At 71.7% G+C, this 16,710-nt stretch carries 19 protein-coding genes; 13 read left to right on the plus strand and 6 right to left on the minus strand.

Translation table 11 applies throughout. The annotated features are described in order from the left end of the window. The first annotated feature begins 254 nt into the window (after nucleotides 1-254). From rho to AIF0345_RS04825, 4 genes are all read left to right on the plus strand, one after another. Nucleotides 255-2,321, plus strand: a complete 2,067-nt coding sequence (gene rho / locus AIF0345_RS04810) for a transcription termination factor Rho (RefSeq protein WP_285297464.1) — start codon at nucleotides 255-257, stop codon at nucleotides 2,319-2,321. A gap of 385 nt (nucleotides 2,322-2,706) precedes the next feature. Further along, nucleotides 2,707-3,750: a Gfo/Idh/MocA family protein gene (locus AIF0345_RS04815; RefSeq protein WP_285297466.1), complete on the plus strand. Its 1,044-nt coding sequence runs from the start codon at nucleotides 2,707-2,709 to the stop codon at nucleotides 3,748-3,750. An 11-nt stretch (nucleotides 3,751-3,761) separates the two neighbouring features. Next, the gene (locus AIF0345_RS04820) at nucleotides 3,762-4,148 is read left to right on the plus strand and encodes a sugar phosphate isomerase/epimerase family protein (RefSeq protein ID WP_285297468.1); all 387 of its coding nucleotides are present in this window, start codon (nucleotides 3,762-3,764) and stop codon (nucleotides 4,146-4,148) included. A gap of 48 nt (nucleotides 4,149-4,196) precedes the next feature. Further along, a complete protein-coding gene (locus AIF0345_RS04825) occupies nucleotides 4,197-4,727 on the plus strand; it encodes a sugar phosphate isomerase/epimerase family protein (protein WP_353962068.1) in 531 nt (176 codons plus the stop codon). A 31-nt stretch (nucleotides 4,728-4,758) separates the two neighbouring features. On the opposite strand, the gene AIF0345_RS04830 is transcribed toward AIF0345_RS04825, so the two are convergent. The 6 genes from AIF0345_RS04830 to AIF0345_RS04855 are packed head-to-tail and all read right to left on the minus strand — an operon-like array spanning nucleotide 4,759 to nucleotide 8,892. Next, nucleotides 4,759-5,070, minus strand: a complete 312-nt coding sequence (locus tag AIF0345_RS04830) for a substrate-binding domain-containing protein (RefSeq protein ID WP_285297891.1) — start codon at nucleotides 5,068-5,070, stop codon at nucleotides 4,759-4,761. Further along, on the minus strand, nucleotides 5,028-5,174 hold the full coding sequence (locus AIF0345_RS04835; RefSeq protein WP_268916561.1) for a hypothetical protein: 147 nt from the start codon (nucleotides 5,172-5,174) through the stop codon (nucleotides 5,028-5,030). The genes AIF0345_RS04830 and AIF0345_RS04835 overlap by 43 nt, the downstream gene beginning before the upstream one ends. Nucleotides 5,175-5,232: 58 nt before the next feature. Next, nucleotides 5,233-5,889, minus strand: a complete 657-nt coding sequence (locus AIF0345_RS04840; RefSeq protein WP_285297469.1) for a TetR/AcrR family transcriptional regulator — start codon at nucleotides 5,887-5,889, stop codon at nucleotides 5,233-5,235. Continuing rightward, nucleotides 5,886-7,019, minus strand: coding sequence for an ABC transporter permease (locus AIF0345_RS04845; protein WP_285297470.1), 1,134 nt, complete (start codon nucleotides 7,017-7,019; stop codon nucleotides 5,886-5,888). The genes AIF0345_RS04840 and AIF0345_RS04845 overlap by 4 nt, the downstream gene beginning before the upstream one ends. Further along, nucleotides 7,016-8,095: an ABC transporter permease gene (locus tag AIF0345_RS04850; RefSeq protein WP_285297471.1), complete on the minus strand. Its 1,080-nt coding sequence runs from the start codon at nucleotides 8,093-8,095 to the stop codon at nucleotides 7,016-7,018. Before AIF0345_RS04850 ends, AIF0345_RS04845 begins: the two co-directional genes overlap by 4 nt. Nucleotides 8,096-8,109: 14 nt before the next feature. Then, nucleotides 8,110-8,892, minus strand: coding sequence for an ABC transporter ATP-binding protein (locus AIF0345_RS04855; protein ID WP_268916565.1), 783 nt, complete (start codon nucleotides 8,890-8,892; stop codon nucleotides 8,110-8,112). 297 nt (nucleotides 8,893-9,189) lie between these two features. On the opposite strand from AIF0345_RS04855, the gene AIF0345_RS04860 reads away from it, so the two are divergent. From AIF0345_RS04860 to AIF0345_RS04900, 9 genes are all read left to right on the plus strand, one after another. After that, nucleotides 9,190-10,077 (plus strand): hypothetical protein, encoded by an 888-nt coding sequence (locus AIF0345_RS04860; RefSeq protein WP_285297473.1) that lies wholly within the window; start codon nucleotides 9,190-9,192, stop codon nucleotides 10,075-10,077. Nucleotides 10,078-10,340: 263 nt separating this feature from the next. Continuing rightward, nucleotides 10,341-11,666 (plus strand): hypothetical protein, encoded by a 1,326-nt coding sequence (locus tag AIF0345_RS04865; RefSeq protein ID WP_285297475.1) that lies wholly within the window; start codon nucleotides 10,341-10,343, stop codon nucleotides 11,664-11,666. 317 nt (nucleotides 11,667-11,983) lie between these two features. Then, on the plus strand, nucleotides 11,984-12,196 hold the full coding sequence (rpmE, locus tag AIF0345_RS04870; protein ID WP_043562944.1) for a 50S ribosomal protein L31: 213 nt from the start codon (nucleotides 11,984-11,986) through the stop codon (nucleotides 12,194-12,196). Nucleotides 12,197-12,334: 138 nt separating this feature from the next. Further along, the gene (gene prfA / locus AIF0345_RS04875) at nucleotides 12,335-13,423 is read left to right on the plus strand and encodes a peptide chain release factor 1 (RefSeq protein ID WP_285297477.1); all 1,089 of its coding nucleotides are present in this window, start codon (nucleotides 12,335-12,337) and stop codon (nucleotides 13,421-13,423) included. Between the two features lie 84 nt (nucleotides 13,424-13,507). Next, nucleotides 13,508-14,401, plus strand: coding sequence for a peptide chain release factor N(5)-glutamine methyltransferase (prmC, locus tag AIF0345_RS04880; RefSeq protein WP_285297479.1), 894 nt, complete (start codon nucleotides 13,508-13,510; stop codon nucleotides 14,399-14,401). A gap of 662 nt (nucleotides 14,402-15,063) precedes the next feature. Continuing rightward, a complete protein-coding gene (locus tag AIF0345_RS04885) occupies nucleotides 15,064-15,321 on the plus strand; it encodes a type II toxin-antitoxin system Phd/YefM family antitoxin (RefSeq protein WP_268916618.1) in 258 nt (85 codons plus the stop codon). Nucleotide 15,322: 1 nt separating this feature from the next. After that, entirely contained in the window at nucleotides 15,323-15,586 is a 264-nt protein-coding gene (locus AIF0345_RS04890) for a Txe/YoeB family addiction module toxin (RefSeq protein ID WP_268916571.1), read from the plus strand. 59 nt (nucleotides 15,587-15,645) lie between these two features. After that, entirely contained in the window at nucleotides 15,646-16,362 is a 717-nt protein-coding gene (locus AIF0345_RS04895) for a DNA alkylation repair protein (protein ID WP_268916572.1), read from the plus strand. A 186-nt stretch (nucleotides 16,363-16,548) separates the two neighbouring features. Continuing rightward, nucleotides 16,549-16,707 (plus strand): hypothetical protein, encoded by a 159-nt coding sequence (locus AIF0345_RS04900; protein WP_285297482.1) that lies wholly within the window; start codon nucleotides 16,549-16,551, stop codon nucleotides 16,705-16,707. The last annotated feature ends 3 nt before the right edge of the window (nucleotides 16,708-16,710 follow it).

Genomic DNA, 16,710 nt, shown 5'->3' on the forward strand with positions numbered 1-16,710 from the left:
ACAGGCGCACAGGAACGTGGCGTGCGCTATACGGACGGCAGGCGCTGTGCGTATGCGTTCACGGTCGCGGGCTGCTACACTTTTCGCATCTGCCCTGCGGATTGCACCGCACCGCAGATTTCATGAGACCCGGACGTGGGGCCCAGCCCCACCACAGCCCGGCAGTGCATGGCCCACCCCGTGAATGGTTCCGGGGGGAGTCCCCCAGTTGAACGTTTCCCTTCGTGGAGCGCAATCACACCGTTAGGATACTCGTGACCGAGACCTCCAGCGCCCAGCCCTCGCTTTCGACAATGCGCCTGGCCGAGCTTCAGCAGCTCGCGTCCTCGATGGGCCTTAAGGGCATCTCCCGTATGCGTAAGAGCGAGCTTGTCGCCGCTATTCGCGGCGGAGCCTCCGGCGGCTCCGCCGCGACCCCCGCCCGCGCTCCTCGGAGCGGCGCCGCCTCTGGAGACAGGGCGACGGCGGCGACGAATGCGCCCGTGACCGAGACCGCCGCCAAGCGGGACGGCAAGGCCGAGTCCGCCGAGTCCGCCGAGACGGCCGACTCATCCGAGACACAGCCGGCCGGTACCCAGCCGTCCGGCGCCGAGCGGGCCGAGCCCGGCCAGGCGCAGTCCCGTCCGCGTCGTCGTGCGACTGCGGCGACGAGCACCCCGAGGACCGGGCCCCCCGCCCTCGAGCTGCCGATCCGCCTGGAGGAGGACGACGACGGCGCCGCGGGCGAGAACCGTGGCCGTGGGCCGGTGCGCGGGCGCGATGCTCAGCGCGGCAACGAGCAGGGCGCCTCGGAGGCTTCGCGACGCGGGCGCCGTCGGGCCCAGGCCGCTGCGGGCGCCCCGGAGCGGGCCGATCGCGAGCACTCCGACTCCCCGGAGGGCCATCTCGATGCGAAGGCGGCGCTCATGCGCGACCTCGCCGACGCCACCGGCACTCCCGCCATCGAGCCCAGTGAGCGCAAGCGCCGCGACGGCGGCGGGCGGGGCAATGAGACCGACTGGGACGAGGAGGGCCGCGGCGGGCGCCGTCGTCGCGGTCGCAAGCGCCGTGACCGCGATCGTGACCGCGACGGCTCTCAGGGCGAGGGCGGCCAGGGGCGCGGCCAGCAGCCGCGCGAGGACGAGGTGCTCCTGCCCGTCGCCGGCATCCTCGACGTCTCGGACCACCAGCACGCCTACCTGCGCACCTCCGGCTACCTGTCCGGCCCCAAGGACGTCTACGTCTCCGCCCACCAGATCAAGGACAACGGTCTGCGTCCGGGCGACGCCATCACGGGCTGGGTCCGCGAGGGCGGGGAGACCGCCCACCCCGGCGGCCAGAGCCGCAGCAACCGCCGGCAGAACCGTGCGGGCCGTGTCAAGTACAACCCGCTGGTGAGCGTCGAGACCGTTAACGGGATGGACCCCGAGCGGGCCAAGCGCCGCCCCGAGTTCACCAAGCTCACTCCTCTCTACCCCCAGGAGCAGCTGCGGCTGGAGACCACGCCCAAGGCCATGACGCCGCGCGTCATCGACCTGGTCGCCCCCATCGGCAAGGGGCAGCGCGGGCTCATCGTCTCCCCGCCCAAGGCGGGCAAGACGATCGTCCTCCAGCAGATCGCCAACGCGATCAGCGTCAACAACCCCGAGGCCCACCTCATGGTCGTGCTCGTCGATGAGCGCCCCGAGGAGGTCACCGACATGCAGCGCACGGTCAAGGGCGAGGTCATCGCCTCCACCTTCGACCGCCCCGCCTCCGACCACACCACCGTCGCCGAGCTCGCCATTGAGCGCGCCAAGCGCCTGGTGGAGCTCGGCCAGGACGTCGTCGTGCTGCTGGACTCCATCACCAGGCTCGGCCGGGCCTACAACCTGGCCGCTCCGGCCAGCGGCCGTATCCTGTCCGGCGGTGTGGACGCCTCCGCCCTCTACCCGCCCAAGCGCTTCTTCGGGGCGGCCCGCAATATCGAGAACGGCGGGAGCCTGACGATCCTGGCCACGGCACTGGTGGAGACCGGTTCGAAGATGGACGAGGTGATCTTCGAGGAGTTCAAGGGCACCGGCAACATGGAGCTGCGCCTGTCCCGCCAGCTGGCGGAGAAGCGCATCTTCCCGGCCGTGGACGTGGCCGCCTCCTCCACCCGTCGCGAGGAGCTGCTCATCGACCCCGCCCAGCTCAAGATCATGTGGCGCCTGCGCCGCCTGTTCACGGGCCTGGAGCAGCAGCAGGCCCTCGAGCTGGTCCTCGGCAAGCTCAAGGACACCCAGTCCAACGCCGAGTTCCTCATGGTCATCTCCAAGACGACGCCGTCGGGAACCTCGCTGGCCGACTCCGAGGAGTAGGTGCGGCGGAAGGCGCCGGAGGGGGCCGTGCGGCCACTCGATCCGACTGGTCGTGCGGCCCCCTCCGGCGGGATCGGTCGAGCTCCGCGTCGAGATCGGTTCAGAGCACCAGGCGCCCCATGGCTCTCTTCGACCGCTACGCGCTGCGTCGCCTTCTGGGGCCCGCGGAGGACGGCGAACCCGTATGAGCGCGGGCGGCCGGCTCGCTTGGACGCGATCCCGCCGCACACCCGCCCCCGTTCCGACGGCCCGACGGCGAACCCGACGCGCCGCCGCTCCGTCCCCCCCCCCGCGGCGGGCCGCGGTGTGCGAGGGCTCCTCACTGCGGACGTAAATGATTACGCTCCGTGTTGGCGGGAGAACGCCCCGCATCGTTCGAGGAGGAATGATGGAGACAGGCCTGAGAGTCGGAATCATCGGTACCGGCGTCATGGGCGCCGACCACGCCCGCAACCTCGCCCGGGGAGTGCGCGGCGCCGCGCTCACGGCGATCGCCGACGCGGACGCCGCACGCGCGAACGCGCTCGCCCAGGACGTCGGAGGCGCAATCGTCTACCCCGGCGGGGAGGAGATGATTGCCTCCGGCCGGGTCGACGCGGTCATTATCGCCGTCCCCGACCCGCTCCACGCGCCGCTGGCCCGGGCCTGCCTCGAGGCGGGACTGCCCGTCCTGTGCGAGAAGCCCCTGGCCCCCACGGCCTTCGAGGCCGCCGACGTCGTGCGCGCCCACCGGGCGCTGGAGCGTCCGCTGCTCACCGTCGGCTTCATGCGGCGCTTCGACCCCGGCTACCGGGCCATGCGGGCGCGCCTGGCCTCCGGGGCCGACGGCGCCCTCCTGATGACCCACTCCGTGCACCGCAACGTCGAGGCCTACCCCGGCCAGGACTCCAGCGCGACGGTGACCAACTCCGCCGTCCACGAGATCGACATCCTGCCCTGGCTCTCCGGGCACGACATCGTCGAGGTCCAGTGGGCCTGCGGCCGCGCCTCGAGCCTCATCTCCGAGCGCCACGACCCCCAGCTGCTCCTGCTGCGCGACTCCGCCGGCATCCTGCACACCGTCGAGCTCCAGGTCCACGCCCGGTACGGCTACGACGTGCGCTGCGAGCTCGTCTGCGAGCGCGCCAGCGTCGAGCTGCCCGGCGTCCCCGCCCTCGTCGAGGCCGACGAGCTCGTCGTCTCCTCCGGCCTGGCCCGCACCAGCGCCTACCCCGCCGACTGGCGCCCGCGCTTCGCCGCCGCCTACCGGGCCGAGCTCTCGGCCTGGGTGGACGCGGCCCTCCACGGGCGCCTGCCCGAGGACGCCGCCACGGCCGAGGACGCCCTGCGCACGACCGTCGTCGCCGAGGCCCTCGTGCGCTCCATGAACGACGGCGGTTGCCGCGTGAGCGTGCCCGCGCTCGACGAGGTCCTGGCCAAGGGGCGCTGAACCGCTGGGCCATGGAGATCGGCATCGTCACGGACTCCTTCGCGCACCTGCCCTTCGAGCGGATGCTCGACACCGCCGCCGGGCTCGGCCTCACCGCCGTCGAGCTGCCCACCGGCGGCTGGTCGAGCGCGCCCCACCTCGACCTGGCCGCTGTGCTCGGCGACGCGGGCGAGCGCGACCGCTGCCTCGGCGCGATCCGCGAGCGCGGGCTGCGCGTGAGCGCCCTCAACATCAACGGCAACCAGCTGCACCCGGTCATCGGCGGCAGGATCGACGAGCTGGTGCACCGCACCGTCGACCTCGCCGAGCTCATGGGTGTCGGCACGGTCGTCCTCATGTCTGGCCTGCCCGCGGGCGCGCCCGGGGACCGCACCCCCAACTGGGTGACGACGTCCTAGCCCCCGGAGACCCAGGAGGTCCTCGACTACCAGTGGAACGAGGTCGCCATCCCGTACTGGCGGCTGCTGGCGCGCTACGGCGAGGAGCGGGGCGTGCGCTTCGCCGTCGAGATGCACGGCGACCAGCTCGTCTACAACACCGCCACCCTCCTGCGCCTGCGCGAGGCCGTCGGCGACGTCGTCGGCGCCAACCTCGACCCCTCCCACCCCATGTGGATGGACGCCGACCCGCGGGCCATGGCCGCGGCCCTCGCCGGCGCCGTCTACAACGTCCACGCCAAGGACGCCCGCGTCAACGAGGCGATCAGCGCCGTCAACGGGCTCCTGGACACCCAGCCGCCCGAGCGCGCGGCCACCCGCGCCTGGAACTACGTCACCCTCGGCCTGGGGCGGCCCGGAGGCCGTCAGTTCTGGGGGCAGCTCCTGGCCGACCTGCGGGCCGGCGGCTACGACGGCGTGCTGGCCATCGAGCACGAGGACGTCCTCTTCGACGCCGTCGAGGGCGTGGAGGCCACGGTGAGCCTTCTGCGCGAGGTGACCCCGGTGCTCCCGCCCAGCTGGAAGCCGCAGGACGTCTGAGGCGCCCCGCCCGTCCAGGGGCCGGGCGGTCTCAGCGCTCCGGGGCCCGGGCGGTCGGCTCCTGGACGACCAGCCGAACCGGCAGGATGATGTCGCCCACCTCGCGCGGGAGGTCGGAGGCCTCCTCCACGGCCAGCCCGCCGGGCTCGCGGGCGGGCTGGGCCACGGTGGTCGGGGACGGGCTGAGCAGCCAGGCCCACGGGATGTCGTTGAATCCGCACACGGCCACGTCCTGCGGGACCCGGGTGCCGACGCCGGGCAGCGCCCGCAGGAGGAGCGCTGCGGCGTCGGTCAGCGGGGTCAGGCCGCCCGGGGTGAGGGGGCGTGGATGATCGCGGCGCAGTCCGGGGCCGGAGCGCCGCGCAGGTAGCCGCGCTCCCGCAGCGGGTCGAGGTTCGCGTTGCGCAGCTCGACCGTGGAGTCCCGGGCGGCGCGGGAGGCGTCCATGAGGCCGGCGCGGCGGTGTGCGGGTGGGGATGTCGTGGCTGACGTACCCTATTGCCCATCAGAGCGCGGGAGACGAGGGCGTCTGCCCGGCGGGTCGTGCGGCCGCCGCGCGCGGGGGAGCCGCCTGGTCGATGGCGTCCTGGAGGAGATCGCCGTAGACGACGACGGCCTCGTCGCGCGACAGGGCGGCGGTGTGCTCGCTCCGCAGGAGACAGCGGGCGGTGATGTACCCGGCGATGATCGTCTCGGCCTGAGCCATCGCCCGCCCGCGTCGGGCGCGCCCCGCGGGCAGGAGCTCCTCGGCGACCTGCCTGATGCGCTCGCCGATGACACGGGTCAGCAGGGTGCGGGTCCGCGCGTCGCCGGTGAGGGTGGAGACGAGGCGGTCGCCGTAGGGGGACTCGTAGACGGCGGTCAGGAATGCGAACAGCCTTCGCCCCATTCCGGGCAGGCCCGGCGAGGTGACGTAGTCGATGACCCGGTCGGCGTTGATCGGCACGTGCATGGCCTCGAAGAAGAGCTGTTCCTTGGAGCTGAAGTAGTAGTGGATGAGAGCGGGGTCGCATTCGGCGGCGCGCGCCACCGCGCGCAGGGAGACGGCGGAGAAGCCGTCGCGCAGGAACACCTCCCATGCGACGGCGAGGATGTGCTCGCGGGTCTCGGGGCTCCCCGGGCGCCGGCCGCGCGGGCGGGGCCCCTCGGCGCCGGTCGTCATCCGCGGCCTCCTGGTCGTCGGCGGGCGAACCGCCGGTGGTACATGAGTGTGGCAGTGGCCAGCAGTATGGCGCATACGACTACGAGCAGGCGGTAGGAGGCGCCGGCGTCGTCAACGGGGTAGCCGAAGGCTCTGGACCGGATGAGGCCGAGCGCCCAGGTGTTGGGGATGGCCTCGGCCAGGACCCGTTCGGGGCCTGCGAGGTAGCGGGCGGGTGAGGTCCCGCCGCCGAGGAACCAGCAGAGCACAGCGGCGACCATGGCGCCGACGGCGGCGCCCGCGAACTGTCTGACGCTGAGGGCGAGGATGGTCGCCACGGCCATCCAGATCCCTGTGATGAGCACCAGCGGCACGAGGGCCGGAAGCAGGAACGCGGTGACGTTCAGGCCGCAGACCACCCGGATGAGAACCCCGTTGAAGGCGGCCGTCAGGGCTCCCAGGAGCAGTGAGAAGAGCAGGCGGGCGCACCAGAACGGCCAGGGACCGGCGGGGCTGAGGGCGTACTCGGCCGCCGTCCCCAGGGTCTTCTCCGCGAACAGGAGGTACAGGAGGCTGAACATCGACCCGATGAGGAAGGCGAGCATGAAGATGCCGGCGGCGATGAGCTCGAACCAGTCCACCTGCGAGTCCACGGTGTACTCCTCGTCCACCTGGAGGTCGTAGCCGGGGTACTCGGCGTCGTAGAAGGAGACAATGCCCTCCTGGAGGTAGAGGCGCAGGTTCTTGGCCATGTCCGCGGAGTAGTTGTTGACGTGGAACTCCACGGCGAGGGAGCCGCGGTCCTCGACGCGCCGGGTGAAGTCCTCGCCGATCACGACGACGCCGGCGATCTGGCCGCGCTCATACAGCTCGAGGGCCTCCTGCTCGTCGCCGGTCCGGCTGGTGAAGTACGGCCGGCCGCCCGCGGGCGAGGTCTGCGCCAGGATGTGGTGCTCCAGGCGCGCGCCCAGCCGGCCGGCGTCGTGGTTGACCACGGCGATCCCGAGTGAGGACATATTGCCGAAGGTGATCCAGAAGACCAGCAGGATCGCCGTCGGGGCGATGACGCCCGCGGCGACTGCACGGGGGTCGGCGCGCAGCAGGAGCACGAGCTTGCGCAGCTCGGCGGTGAAGCGGGGCAGGGCGCTCATGAGGAGGCTCCCGGACGGCGCAGGCGCGCCAGGTACAGCCCGGTGGCGCCGAGCACTCCGACGACGGCGGTGACCGCCAGGGCGGTGAGGGCCGCCTGCGGGCGCAGGCGCCCTCCCAGGTAGGACCAGCGCGCGAGATCAATGAGGTGCGTGGCGGGGTTGAACCGTGAGAGCGTGACGGCGGCCGGGCCGAAGACGAACATCGGCCCCAGCCCGCCTCCGCCGACCCAGCACACCAGGGCGGTGACCAGGGAGGTCAGGAAGGAGGTGAGGGTGTTGCGGCTGGCGAAGCCGACCATGAGGCCGAAGGCGGAGGAGGCCAGGTATCCGAGGGCGAGCCCTCCCGCCAGGGGCAGGGGGCGGGCCGGGGACAGGCCGGTGAGCAGCTGGAGGACCCCCACCAGGACGACGCCCGCGACCGAGCACTGGACAAGACAGGCGCTCAGCTTGGCCGCGATCACGAGGCCGGGGCGGGTCGGGGCCAGGCGCAGCCAGAGGATCGTTCCGCGCTCCCACTCCCGGGTCATGGACAGCAGGCCGAACAGCAGGCCGGAGAACAGCGCCCCGAAGCCGAGTGCCGACAGGCCGAATGTGGTCGACCAGGGGATGTCCCGGGGATAGGTCGGATGCTCCTCCACGCCGACGTCGCCGCCCTCCAGGTGCGCGGAGGACCAGGTGTACACCGCGCCGGTGAGCCGGTTGCGGAAGTTCTTCGTCATGTTGGTGTTCACGTCGTTGACATAGTGGACGATCGTGCCGGACGTCCGCCCGTCCCGGGCGGAGGGCTCGGCGGCGATGACCACGAGGTCGGTGCTCTCGCCCCGGGGCGGGTCCGCGGTGCCGGGCTCGACCTGGAGGTAGGGCGGGTTGCCCGGGGCGCGGTTGGTGGCCAGAACCTGCGCGAACTCGCTCCGGTCGGGGCCCGGGTGGACGGTCAGGGGCAGGGTGATGTCCCCGCGCACCATGAGCATGAAGAGCGCCATGAACATGACCGGGCTCAGGATCGTCAGCAGCGTGTAGGGGAGGGCGGAGCGCACCTGCCGCAGCTCGGCCCCCACCAGAATGAGGCAGCGCATGGTCGGTGCCCTTCTCAGTCCCGCAGGCCGCGGCCGGTGTGGGACAGGAACACGTCCCCGAGCGAGTCCGCCCCCGCCCGGCTCTTGAGCTCGGCCGGGCTGCCCTGTGCGACCAGCCGGCCGTGATCGAGGATGACCAGGTCGTCGCACAGGTAGTCCGCCTCGCCCATGACGTTGGTGGTGACAATGACGGTGATGCCCTGGCCCCGCAGGGCCCTGATGTAGTCCCAGATCCGATACGTGCCCTGGACGTCGACCCCGAGCGTGGGCTCGTCCAGCAGCAGGATCCTCGGCCTGTGCATGAGCGCCCGCCCGATGCACAGGCGACGGCGCATTCCGCCGGAGAAGGTCCGAACCGGGTCGTCGGCCCGCTTGGCGAGCTCGACAAGCTCCAGGGTCTTCTCGATCCGGTCGGGGATCTCGCCCACCGAGTCCATGAACAGCGCCCCGTGGAAGCGGAGGTTCTCCCGTGCGGACAGGTCCGGGTAGACGCTGTCGCTCTGCGGCACCAGCCCGATCAGCCCGCGGACTTCGACCGCGTCGCGGACCGGATCGAGGCCTCCCACCCTGATGCTTCCCCTCGACGCGGCGAGCAGGCCGGTGATCAGGTTGATCACGGTGGACTTGCCGGCGCCGTTCGGCCCCAGCAGCCCGTAGACGCGCCCCTGCGGGACGCGCCAGGTGAGTCCGTCCACGCGCGGCTCGCCTCCGAGCAGGACGCTCACCCGGTCGAGCTCCACCATCCAGCCGGTGTCGGCGTCCTCGGGGGCGTTTACTCTCCCGTGTTCCTCTCCCATGCTGCGCTCCTCATACCTGTCCCGCGCGGGCCGCCCGCCGCGGCCGCCATGACTCACCGTCGCGCTCGCGTCGACGAGCGGCAAGCACTGATGAATTACCGGGCGCCGGAGACAACTGTTCTGGCGTCCGGGTGCCGGACGAGGGGCGGGAGATGATGAAATCATCGTCCTGTGCGGCGACGACGAGCCGGCGGGGGTCGGTGAGATGAGGTCTCGGTCACTTTATGGCTGGTCGTCCACGAAGGAACAGGTGTACAGTCGACTGTGACCCGTACCTCTCCGCCCGAAGGACGTCCCGTGAAGCGATCCCACATCACTACCGGTCTGCTCGGTGCTGTGCTGAGCGCTGGTCTGCTCCTCGCGCCGGTTGCGGCGGCCGATACGACAACAAGCGACGGCTCGTCCGAGCCGTCTCCGACCGCCACTGCGAGCCCGACACCCACTCCTGGCCCAAAGAGCGCCGCCGACTCCCCCGAGGCTCCGAGGCCGAGCTCCGGTGGGGAAGAGAGGGCGCCCGGCGCCGCCGAGGATCCGGCGGAGCCCGGCAAGGGCGACGCCGGTGCTGGCGGGGATCCGGCGGCCGCGACCCCGGCGGAGGCCGGCGAGGCGCCTCCTGTCGGCCCCGCTGATCCTGCTGAGTCCGCCGATCCCGCCGCCGAGGATCCCGCACCGGCGACGGCGGGCGCTGTCGTCGCCGGCGACCCGGGGATGACCTCCAAGAACAAGCAGTACAGCAACGAGGCCTCGATCGTCTCCATCCATCGAGAGGGCTGCGTCCTGACCTTCGAGGTCCAGGTCAACACCGCGGGCACCTACATCATTGCCGTCTGGGATGACGGTGCGCAGGTCGGCACCGTGGAGGTCGGTGGCGCGGCCGACGAGGTCGTCACCGCCACCTACACGATGGGTGCGAACGTCGGCACCGAGGCGTGGGGCTATGACTTCCTCCTGAAGTCGGGCGAGGCCAAGGTCCAGTACATCGACTGGAACTTCGAGGGCTCGGAGATGGTGATGACCCAGTGCGCCGCCGCGGCGGCCTCTCAGGTCCCGGTTGCCGCCACGGCCTCCTCCAAGCCCGCTCACGCTCTGGCCAGGACCGGTCCTGCTGTCGGCCTGGGCGTGCTGATCGTGCTGGTCCTGATTGGCGGGGGCATCGCACTGCGCCGCTTCCGCCACAAGTCCTGAACCAATAGCTGACGGGCAGGTGCATGCACCGTGGCGCTGCGACTCCCAATGGGGCTGCGGCGCCACGGCAGTTCCAAAGAGAGACCAAAGTTGGGACTTTAGACCGTTGCGCGCATGGGAGTGGCATGTACTAGGGGCGTGGTTGCGGTTCCGGTCATGGAAAATGGCAAGTTTTTGTTCTTGTGGGACCGCAAAGGCCTTTGTTGCGATGAAGGGGCAGACACCTGGATCTGCTCCTGACATCAAAACGAAGGACACCCCTCATGCGACGAAGCATTATCACTGGTGCGGCTGCCGCTCTTCTCGCCGGCTGCCTCGTGGCGCCGGCATCCGCGGAAGAGGCCCCGGACCCCGCCGCCGATCCCGTACCTGCCGCCGAGGCCGCCGAGCCTGCGGCTGAGGCGCCCGCCGAGCCTGCGGCTGAGGCGCCCGCCGAGCCTGCGCCCGAGGCCGAGGCGCCCGCCGAGGCCGCCGAGCCTGCGGCTGAGGCGCCCGCCGAGCCTGCGCCCGAGGCCGAGGCGCCCGCCGAGGCCGCCGAGCCTGCGGCTGAGCCTGCCGAGCCTGCGCCCGAGGCCGAGGCGCCTGCCGAGGCCGCCGAGCCTGCGGCTGAGCCTGCCGAGCCTGCGCCTGCGCCCGAGGCGCCTGCCGAGGCCGCCGAGCCTGCGGCTGAGCCTGCCGAGCCTGCGCCTGCGCCCGAGGCGCCTGCCGAGGCCGCCGACCCCGCGCCTGCGGCTGAGCCTGCCGAGCCTGCGCCTGCGCCCGAGGCGCCTGCCGAGGCCGCCGACCCCGCGCCTGCGGCTGAGCCTGCCGCCGAGCCCAAGGCTGCCGCAGCACCCGAGCCCGTGGCGGCCTCTGCACCCGCAGCACCCGAGCCGGTGGCTGCCGCAGCACCCGCGGCCGCCGACCCCAAGGACGGGGAGCTGATCGACATCAGCGGCCAGGCCCGCATTGCCCCCTCCCTGCTCCACAACGCTGAGATTCTCGGCGTCACCCGCGACGGCTGCCTCCTGACGATCACGGTCAAGATCAATGTTGACGGCTCCTACACGCTCCAGGTCTGGGATGACGGGGAGCTCATTGGCGAGCTGCCGCTGTCGGGCGAGGCGGGGGACATCCGTGTGCTCCAGTACCTCATGACTGCGAACGTCGGGACCCTGGCTCGAGGCTACGACTTCGTCATTGTCAACGAGAACGGCGATAAGGTCGTCCAGTACGACTGGGACTTCGAGGGCTCTGCGAACGTGATGGCGGAGTGCCACGAGAAGGCGGCGTGCGGTGGCGCGGCGTCAGGGACTGCGGCCGGTGAACCGGCCGCCATGGCTGGGGTCGCAGCGGCTTCTGAGTCGGCTGAGGCCGCTGGATCCGCCGAGCCGGTCGCAGCCGCCGAGCCCGCCGAGCCGGGCGCGGTTGCCGAGCCGGTTGCGGCCGCCGAGCCGGCGAAGGCCGCTGAGCCCGCCGAGGCCGCCGCCCCGATGGGAACCCCCGAGCTGGCCCACACGGGCACGAGCGCCCTGATCTTCGGCCTCACCTCGGTGCTCCTCGTTGGTGCGGGGGCCGCCGCTCTTCGTATCAGGCGTCGTCGCGCCTGAGGCGGAGCCGCGAGGCTGACGGGCAGCTGACCCGCTTCACCGACTGCGGCTGAACCGATTCCCGGGCCCGGGAGGACCATCACGGTCCTCCCGGGCCCGGCCGGTCGACGCCGCAGTCCTTTCGCCGAGACCGGTTCGGTTCCGCGTCGAGATCGGTCCGTGCGACAGCGCGGAGGACGCCCGGGTGCGCTGAATCACGCGGCCACCGCCGTCGTCTCATTGTGCGCCCGAGGAGCCGGTGGCACAATCGCTCCCGGCCTCCGGTTCACCCGCACCCTCATGCGGGACCCGGGACCCTCTGAATGCTAGGAGATACCATGAAGCAGGGGATTCACCCCGACTACGTGCCCACCACTGTCACGTGCACGTGCGGCAACACCTTCGAGACCCGCTCCACCGTCACCTCCGGGGAGATCCGCGTGGACGTGTGCTCGGCCTGCCACCCGTTCTACACGGGCAAGCAGAAGATTCTTGACACCGGCGGTCGTGTGGCCCGCTTCGAGGCCCGCTACGGCAAGCGCAAGAAGTAGCCGGCCTGCACGACGCCGACGGGCGCTCCGAACGAGCCCCGTCGGCGTCGTCGCGTCTGGTCGAGATCGGTTCAGTTCCGCATCGAGATCGGTTCCAGATACCGCGCCCCCCGTCCATCCCGAGGCTCCGAGGACACCATGAGCGAGGACTTCTCCGCCGTCGAGCCGCTGCTCGCCGAGTACGCCGACCTGGAGCGGGACATGGCCGACCCGGCCGTCGCCTCCGACCCCGGCGCCATGCGCCGCCTGGGCCGCCGCTACGCCGAGCTCGGACGGGTCGTGACCGCTCACCGCGCCTGGCGGACCGCCTCGGAGGACCTCGCCGACGCTCGTGAGCTCGCCGTCGACGACGCCGACTTCGCCGCCGAGCTTCCTGGGCTGGCCGAGGCCGCGGCCGCGGCCGCCGACCGGCTGCGCGAGGTGCTGGTGCCCCGCGACCCCGACGACGCCCGCGACGTCATTATCGAGGTCAAGGCGGGTGAGGGCGGCGAGGAGTCGGCGCTGTTCGCCTCCGACCTGGCCCGCATGTACGCCCGCTACGCTGAGCGCATGGGGTGGGTCGTGGAGATCCTGGACGCCGCCGAGTCCGACCTCGGCGGGTACAAGGACGTGCGCCTGGCCATTAAGGCCCGCGGCACGGCGGAGCCCCAGGAGGGGGTGTGGGCGCACCTGAAGTACGAGGGCGGCGTGCACCGCGTCCAGCGCGTGCCCGTCACCGAGAGCCAGGGCCGCATCCACACCTCCGCCGTCGGCGTGCTCGTCATGCCCGAGGCCGACGACCCCGGCGAGCTCGAGATCGACGCCGCAGACCTGCGCATCGACGTCTTCCGCTCCTCCGGGCCGGGCGGGCAGTCCGTCAACACCACTGACTCGGCCGTGCGCATCACCCACCTGCCCACCGGCATCGTCGTGTCCATGCAGAACGAGAAGTCCCAGCTGCAGAACAAGGAGGCGGCCATGCGCGTGCTGCGCGCGCGCCTGCTCGCCGAGCGCGCCGCCGCCGCGGCCGCCGAGGAGGCCGATGCCCGCCGCTCCCAGGTGCGCACCGTGGACAGGAGCGAGCGCATCCGCACCTACAACTTCCCCGAGAACCGCATCGCCGACCACCGCACCGGCTACAAGGCCTACAACCTGGACTCCGTGCTCGACGGCGACCTCGGGCCAATCATCTCCAGTGCGATCGAGATGGACGGGGCCGAGCGCCTCGCCGCGATCGGCGAGAAGTGACGCCCGCCCCCCGCCGCACTTCGCCGAGATCGGTCGAGTTCCGCGTCGAGATCGGTGCAGAGCCCCATGTGTCCCATGTGCCCCATGAGTCACCTTGACCGCTATGCGCTGCGCGGCGAGGTGCGGGCTGCCGCAGCGCGTCTTGCGGACGCGGGCGTCGCCTCGCCGGAGAACGACGCCCGACTGCTCGCCGAGCACCTGCTGGGCGCTCCGCTGCTTCTGGCCGACGGCGCCGACTCCGACTTCCCGTCCGCCTACCGCTTGCTCGTTGCGCGCCGCGCCGCACGTGAGCCGCTCCAGCACATTCTGGGCGTCATGTGGTTCCGGGGCCTGGAGCTGGCGAGCCGACCGGGTGTGTTCATCGTCCGCCCCGAGACCGAGGTGGTGGCGGAGGCCGCCGTCGAGGCCGCCCGGCGGATGACCGACGACGACGGCGCCCCACTCGCCGTCGACCTGTGCGCGGGCTCGGGCGCAATCGCGGTGGCGCTCGCCCGCGAGGTCCCCCAGGCGCGCCTGGTCGCCGTCGAGATCGATGAGACGGCCGTGGCTCTGGCTCGGGAGAACTGCGAACGCCTGGCTCCCGGGCGGGTGGAGGTGGTCCGCAGCGATGCCGCCGACCCGCGAGTGCTGCACGAGCTGGACGGGCGAGTCGACGTCGTCGTCTCCAACCCGCCGTACGTGCCCGCCGGCGCGCTCGAGGACGTCGAGACCCAGCGGCACGACCCGGAGGCGGCCCTGTTCGGCGGGGGAGAGGACGGGCTGGCCGTGCCGCGCGCCGTCGTCGACCGTGCAGCCGCCCTCCTGCGGCCCGGCGGCGTCCTCGTCATGGAGCACGACGCCGGTCAGGGTCGGGCGCTGCGCGAGACTGCGCTCGCCGCCGGCTTCGAGGCGGCGCTCACCGGACAGGACCTCACCGGCCGCGACCGCTATTTGCGTGCGGTGCGCGCATCGGGGGCGCCGGGCTCCGACCGCCCCTGATGGCGCGCGCCGTGCGCAGTCGCCCCGGACTCCGAGGCAGTCGATCGGCTCCTGCGCGAGGTGACCCATCGCCGTCGTCGCCAGCCGGCACCCTGTGCGCCAACGAAGCGCTCTTGCGCACGAGTTCAGCCATGTTGTCCATTGCGATGACGGCCTCGTGCTGAGAGAGGGTGAGAGAGGGTGAAGGATGCCGACGGCTGGCGCCAGAGCGGCTCGCCGACGCTTTCGCACGCCACCTTCTTGTTCCTTGCGCTGCGATCCTGCAGATCACCGGAGCTGTTGCCGATGGCCTCAAGAAGGCGTGGATGCCTATCTGGACACCGGACCTGGCCATGCGTTACGGGTGGGGCGACTCCTGCGCCGCGCTCCAAAGCGGATCCAGGCCGCACGCGCCCATTGCGCTGGCTCCTTGCCAGGGCCGGTGAGGGCTATCGGCGGGCGTGGTCTCTCCACAGATGGTGTCTGCGCTCCGCGGACTGCCGACTGAGGATGTCCTGGGCGAGCGGGCGAGCGCCGGGGTGCATCCGCCGGCCGCGGGGCCCGCTCGGGCGGTGCCGGAGAGTCTTCCCGCTCCATCACTCGATCTTGCTGATCTTGACGCGCTCCTTGGAGACGAGGATGTGGCGTACACTTTCCTGTACGTCTCATCTCAGGAGGACGCCGTGAAGACCATGAGCTACAGCGAGTCCCGCGCCCGTTACGCCGAGGTGCTGGACTCCGTTGTCGATGACTGCGAGGAGGTCGTCATCACCCGGGCGGGGCGCGAGCCGGCGGTCATCGTCTCCCTGGCGGAGTACCAGTCCCTCAAGGAGACCGACTACCTCCTGCGCAACCCCGCCAACGCCAAGCGCCTGCTCGAGGCCGTTGCGCGCTCCCGAGCCGGTCAGGACACCTACCACGATCCTATTGAGGTCGACTGAGGTGGCGATCGCATGGGACGACTCGGCCTGGGAGGACTACCTGTGGTGGCAGGTCCATGACCGCAAGGTGCTCAGGCGCATCAACCTGCTCCTGCGCGACATCCAGCACTCCGGCCACGAGGGGATCGGCAAGCCCGAGCCTTTGCGGTACCAGCTGACCGGCCACTGGTCGCGGCGCATCACCGATGAGCACCGCCTCGTCTACCGCATCGATGACGGTGGGGACATCCACATCGTGGCCTGCCGCCACCACTACGGCGACTGACCCGGCCGGCGCTCACCGGCTGGACGCGGCCGGTGAGCTTGACGGTGTACAGTACTGACGTGACCCCACTGGCAGATGTCCGTCCCGATGAGGAGACGGGCGCCCTCGTCCGCGACCTGCGCGAGGCGCTGGCCGCAGCCGGCGACCCCGCGAGGGCCGAGCAGCAGCGCCGCTACCTCAAGTCGGCCATGGAGATGTACGGCGTCGGCGTCCCCCGCACCCGCCGCATCGCCCAGGCGGTCGCCGCCTCCCACCCCTGCCTGTGGCGCGACGCCACCGGCTGGGAGGCCGCGCTGCGCCGGGTGTGGGACACGGCCGAGCACCGGGAGGAGCGGTTCGCGGTGCTCGCCATCATCCGCTCCAGGCACTCCGCGCAGCATGCCGAGCGCATCGAGTCCCTCGCCCTGTACGAGCACCTGCTGCGCACCGGGCAGTGGTGGGACCTGGTGGACGAGGCCTCGCACGCCGTCGGCCTCGTGGTGCGGGCGCATCCCGCCGCTGCCGCCCGGATGCGCGCCTGGGCGACTGATGCGGACCTGTGGGTCCGCCGCAGCTCGATCATCTGCCAGCTTCAGCACAAGGAGCGCACCGATACGTCCCTGCTCGGGGACGTCATCGAGGCCAACCAGGACGACGGCGAGTTCTTCATCCGCAAGGCGATCGGCTGGGCGCTGCGGGACTACGCCCGCACCGACGGCGCCTGGGTGCGCACCTTCGTTACGAACCACCCGCGCCTGTCCCCGCTGAGTCGGCGCGAGGCGCTCAAGCACCTGTGAGCCGGGGCCCTGTGAGGGCCGAAGACCTGTCGCCGGCCCGGAGAGTCTCCGCCCCCGGTGCGCGTCCGTGGCATCCGGCCTCGCACCGCCGGCCCCGCTCCTCTTTCCCAGGGCGACGGCGAGATTCTCCGGCGGCGGGGCTCCCGCCGCTGAGCCCATGGGGGCGGGACGTGCGAGGATGCCCCCATGAGCCTGACCGCCCCCGCCGGGTCCTCCCAGCATCGGGAGATGAGACTCCGGTTTCAGGCCGTCCTGCGCAGGACCACTCGCCTGCTCGACGAGATCTTGCCCGTCATCATTGCGGTGGCAGCCATGTTGGTGCGTGTCCGTCTGGATGAGGAGTGAGAC

It is taken from the genome of Actinomyces israelii, from assembly GCF_030253495.1.
Classification (GTDB): domain Bacteria; phylum Actinomycetota; class Actinomycetes; order Actinomycetales; family Actinomycetaceae; genus Actinomyces; species Actinomyces israelii.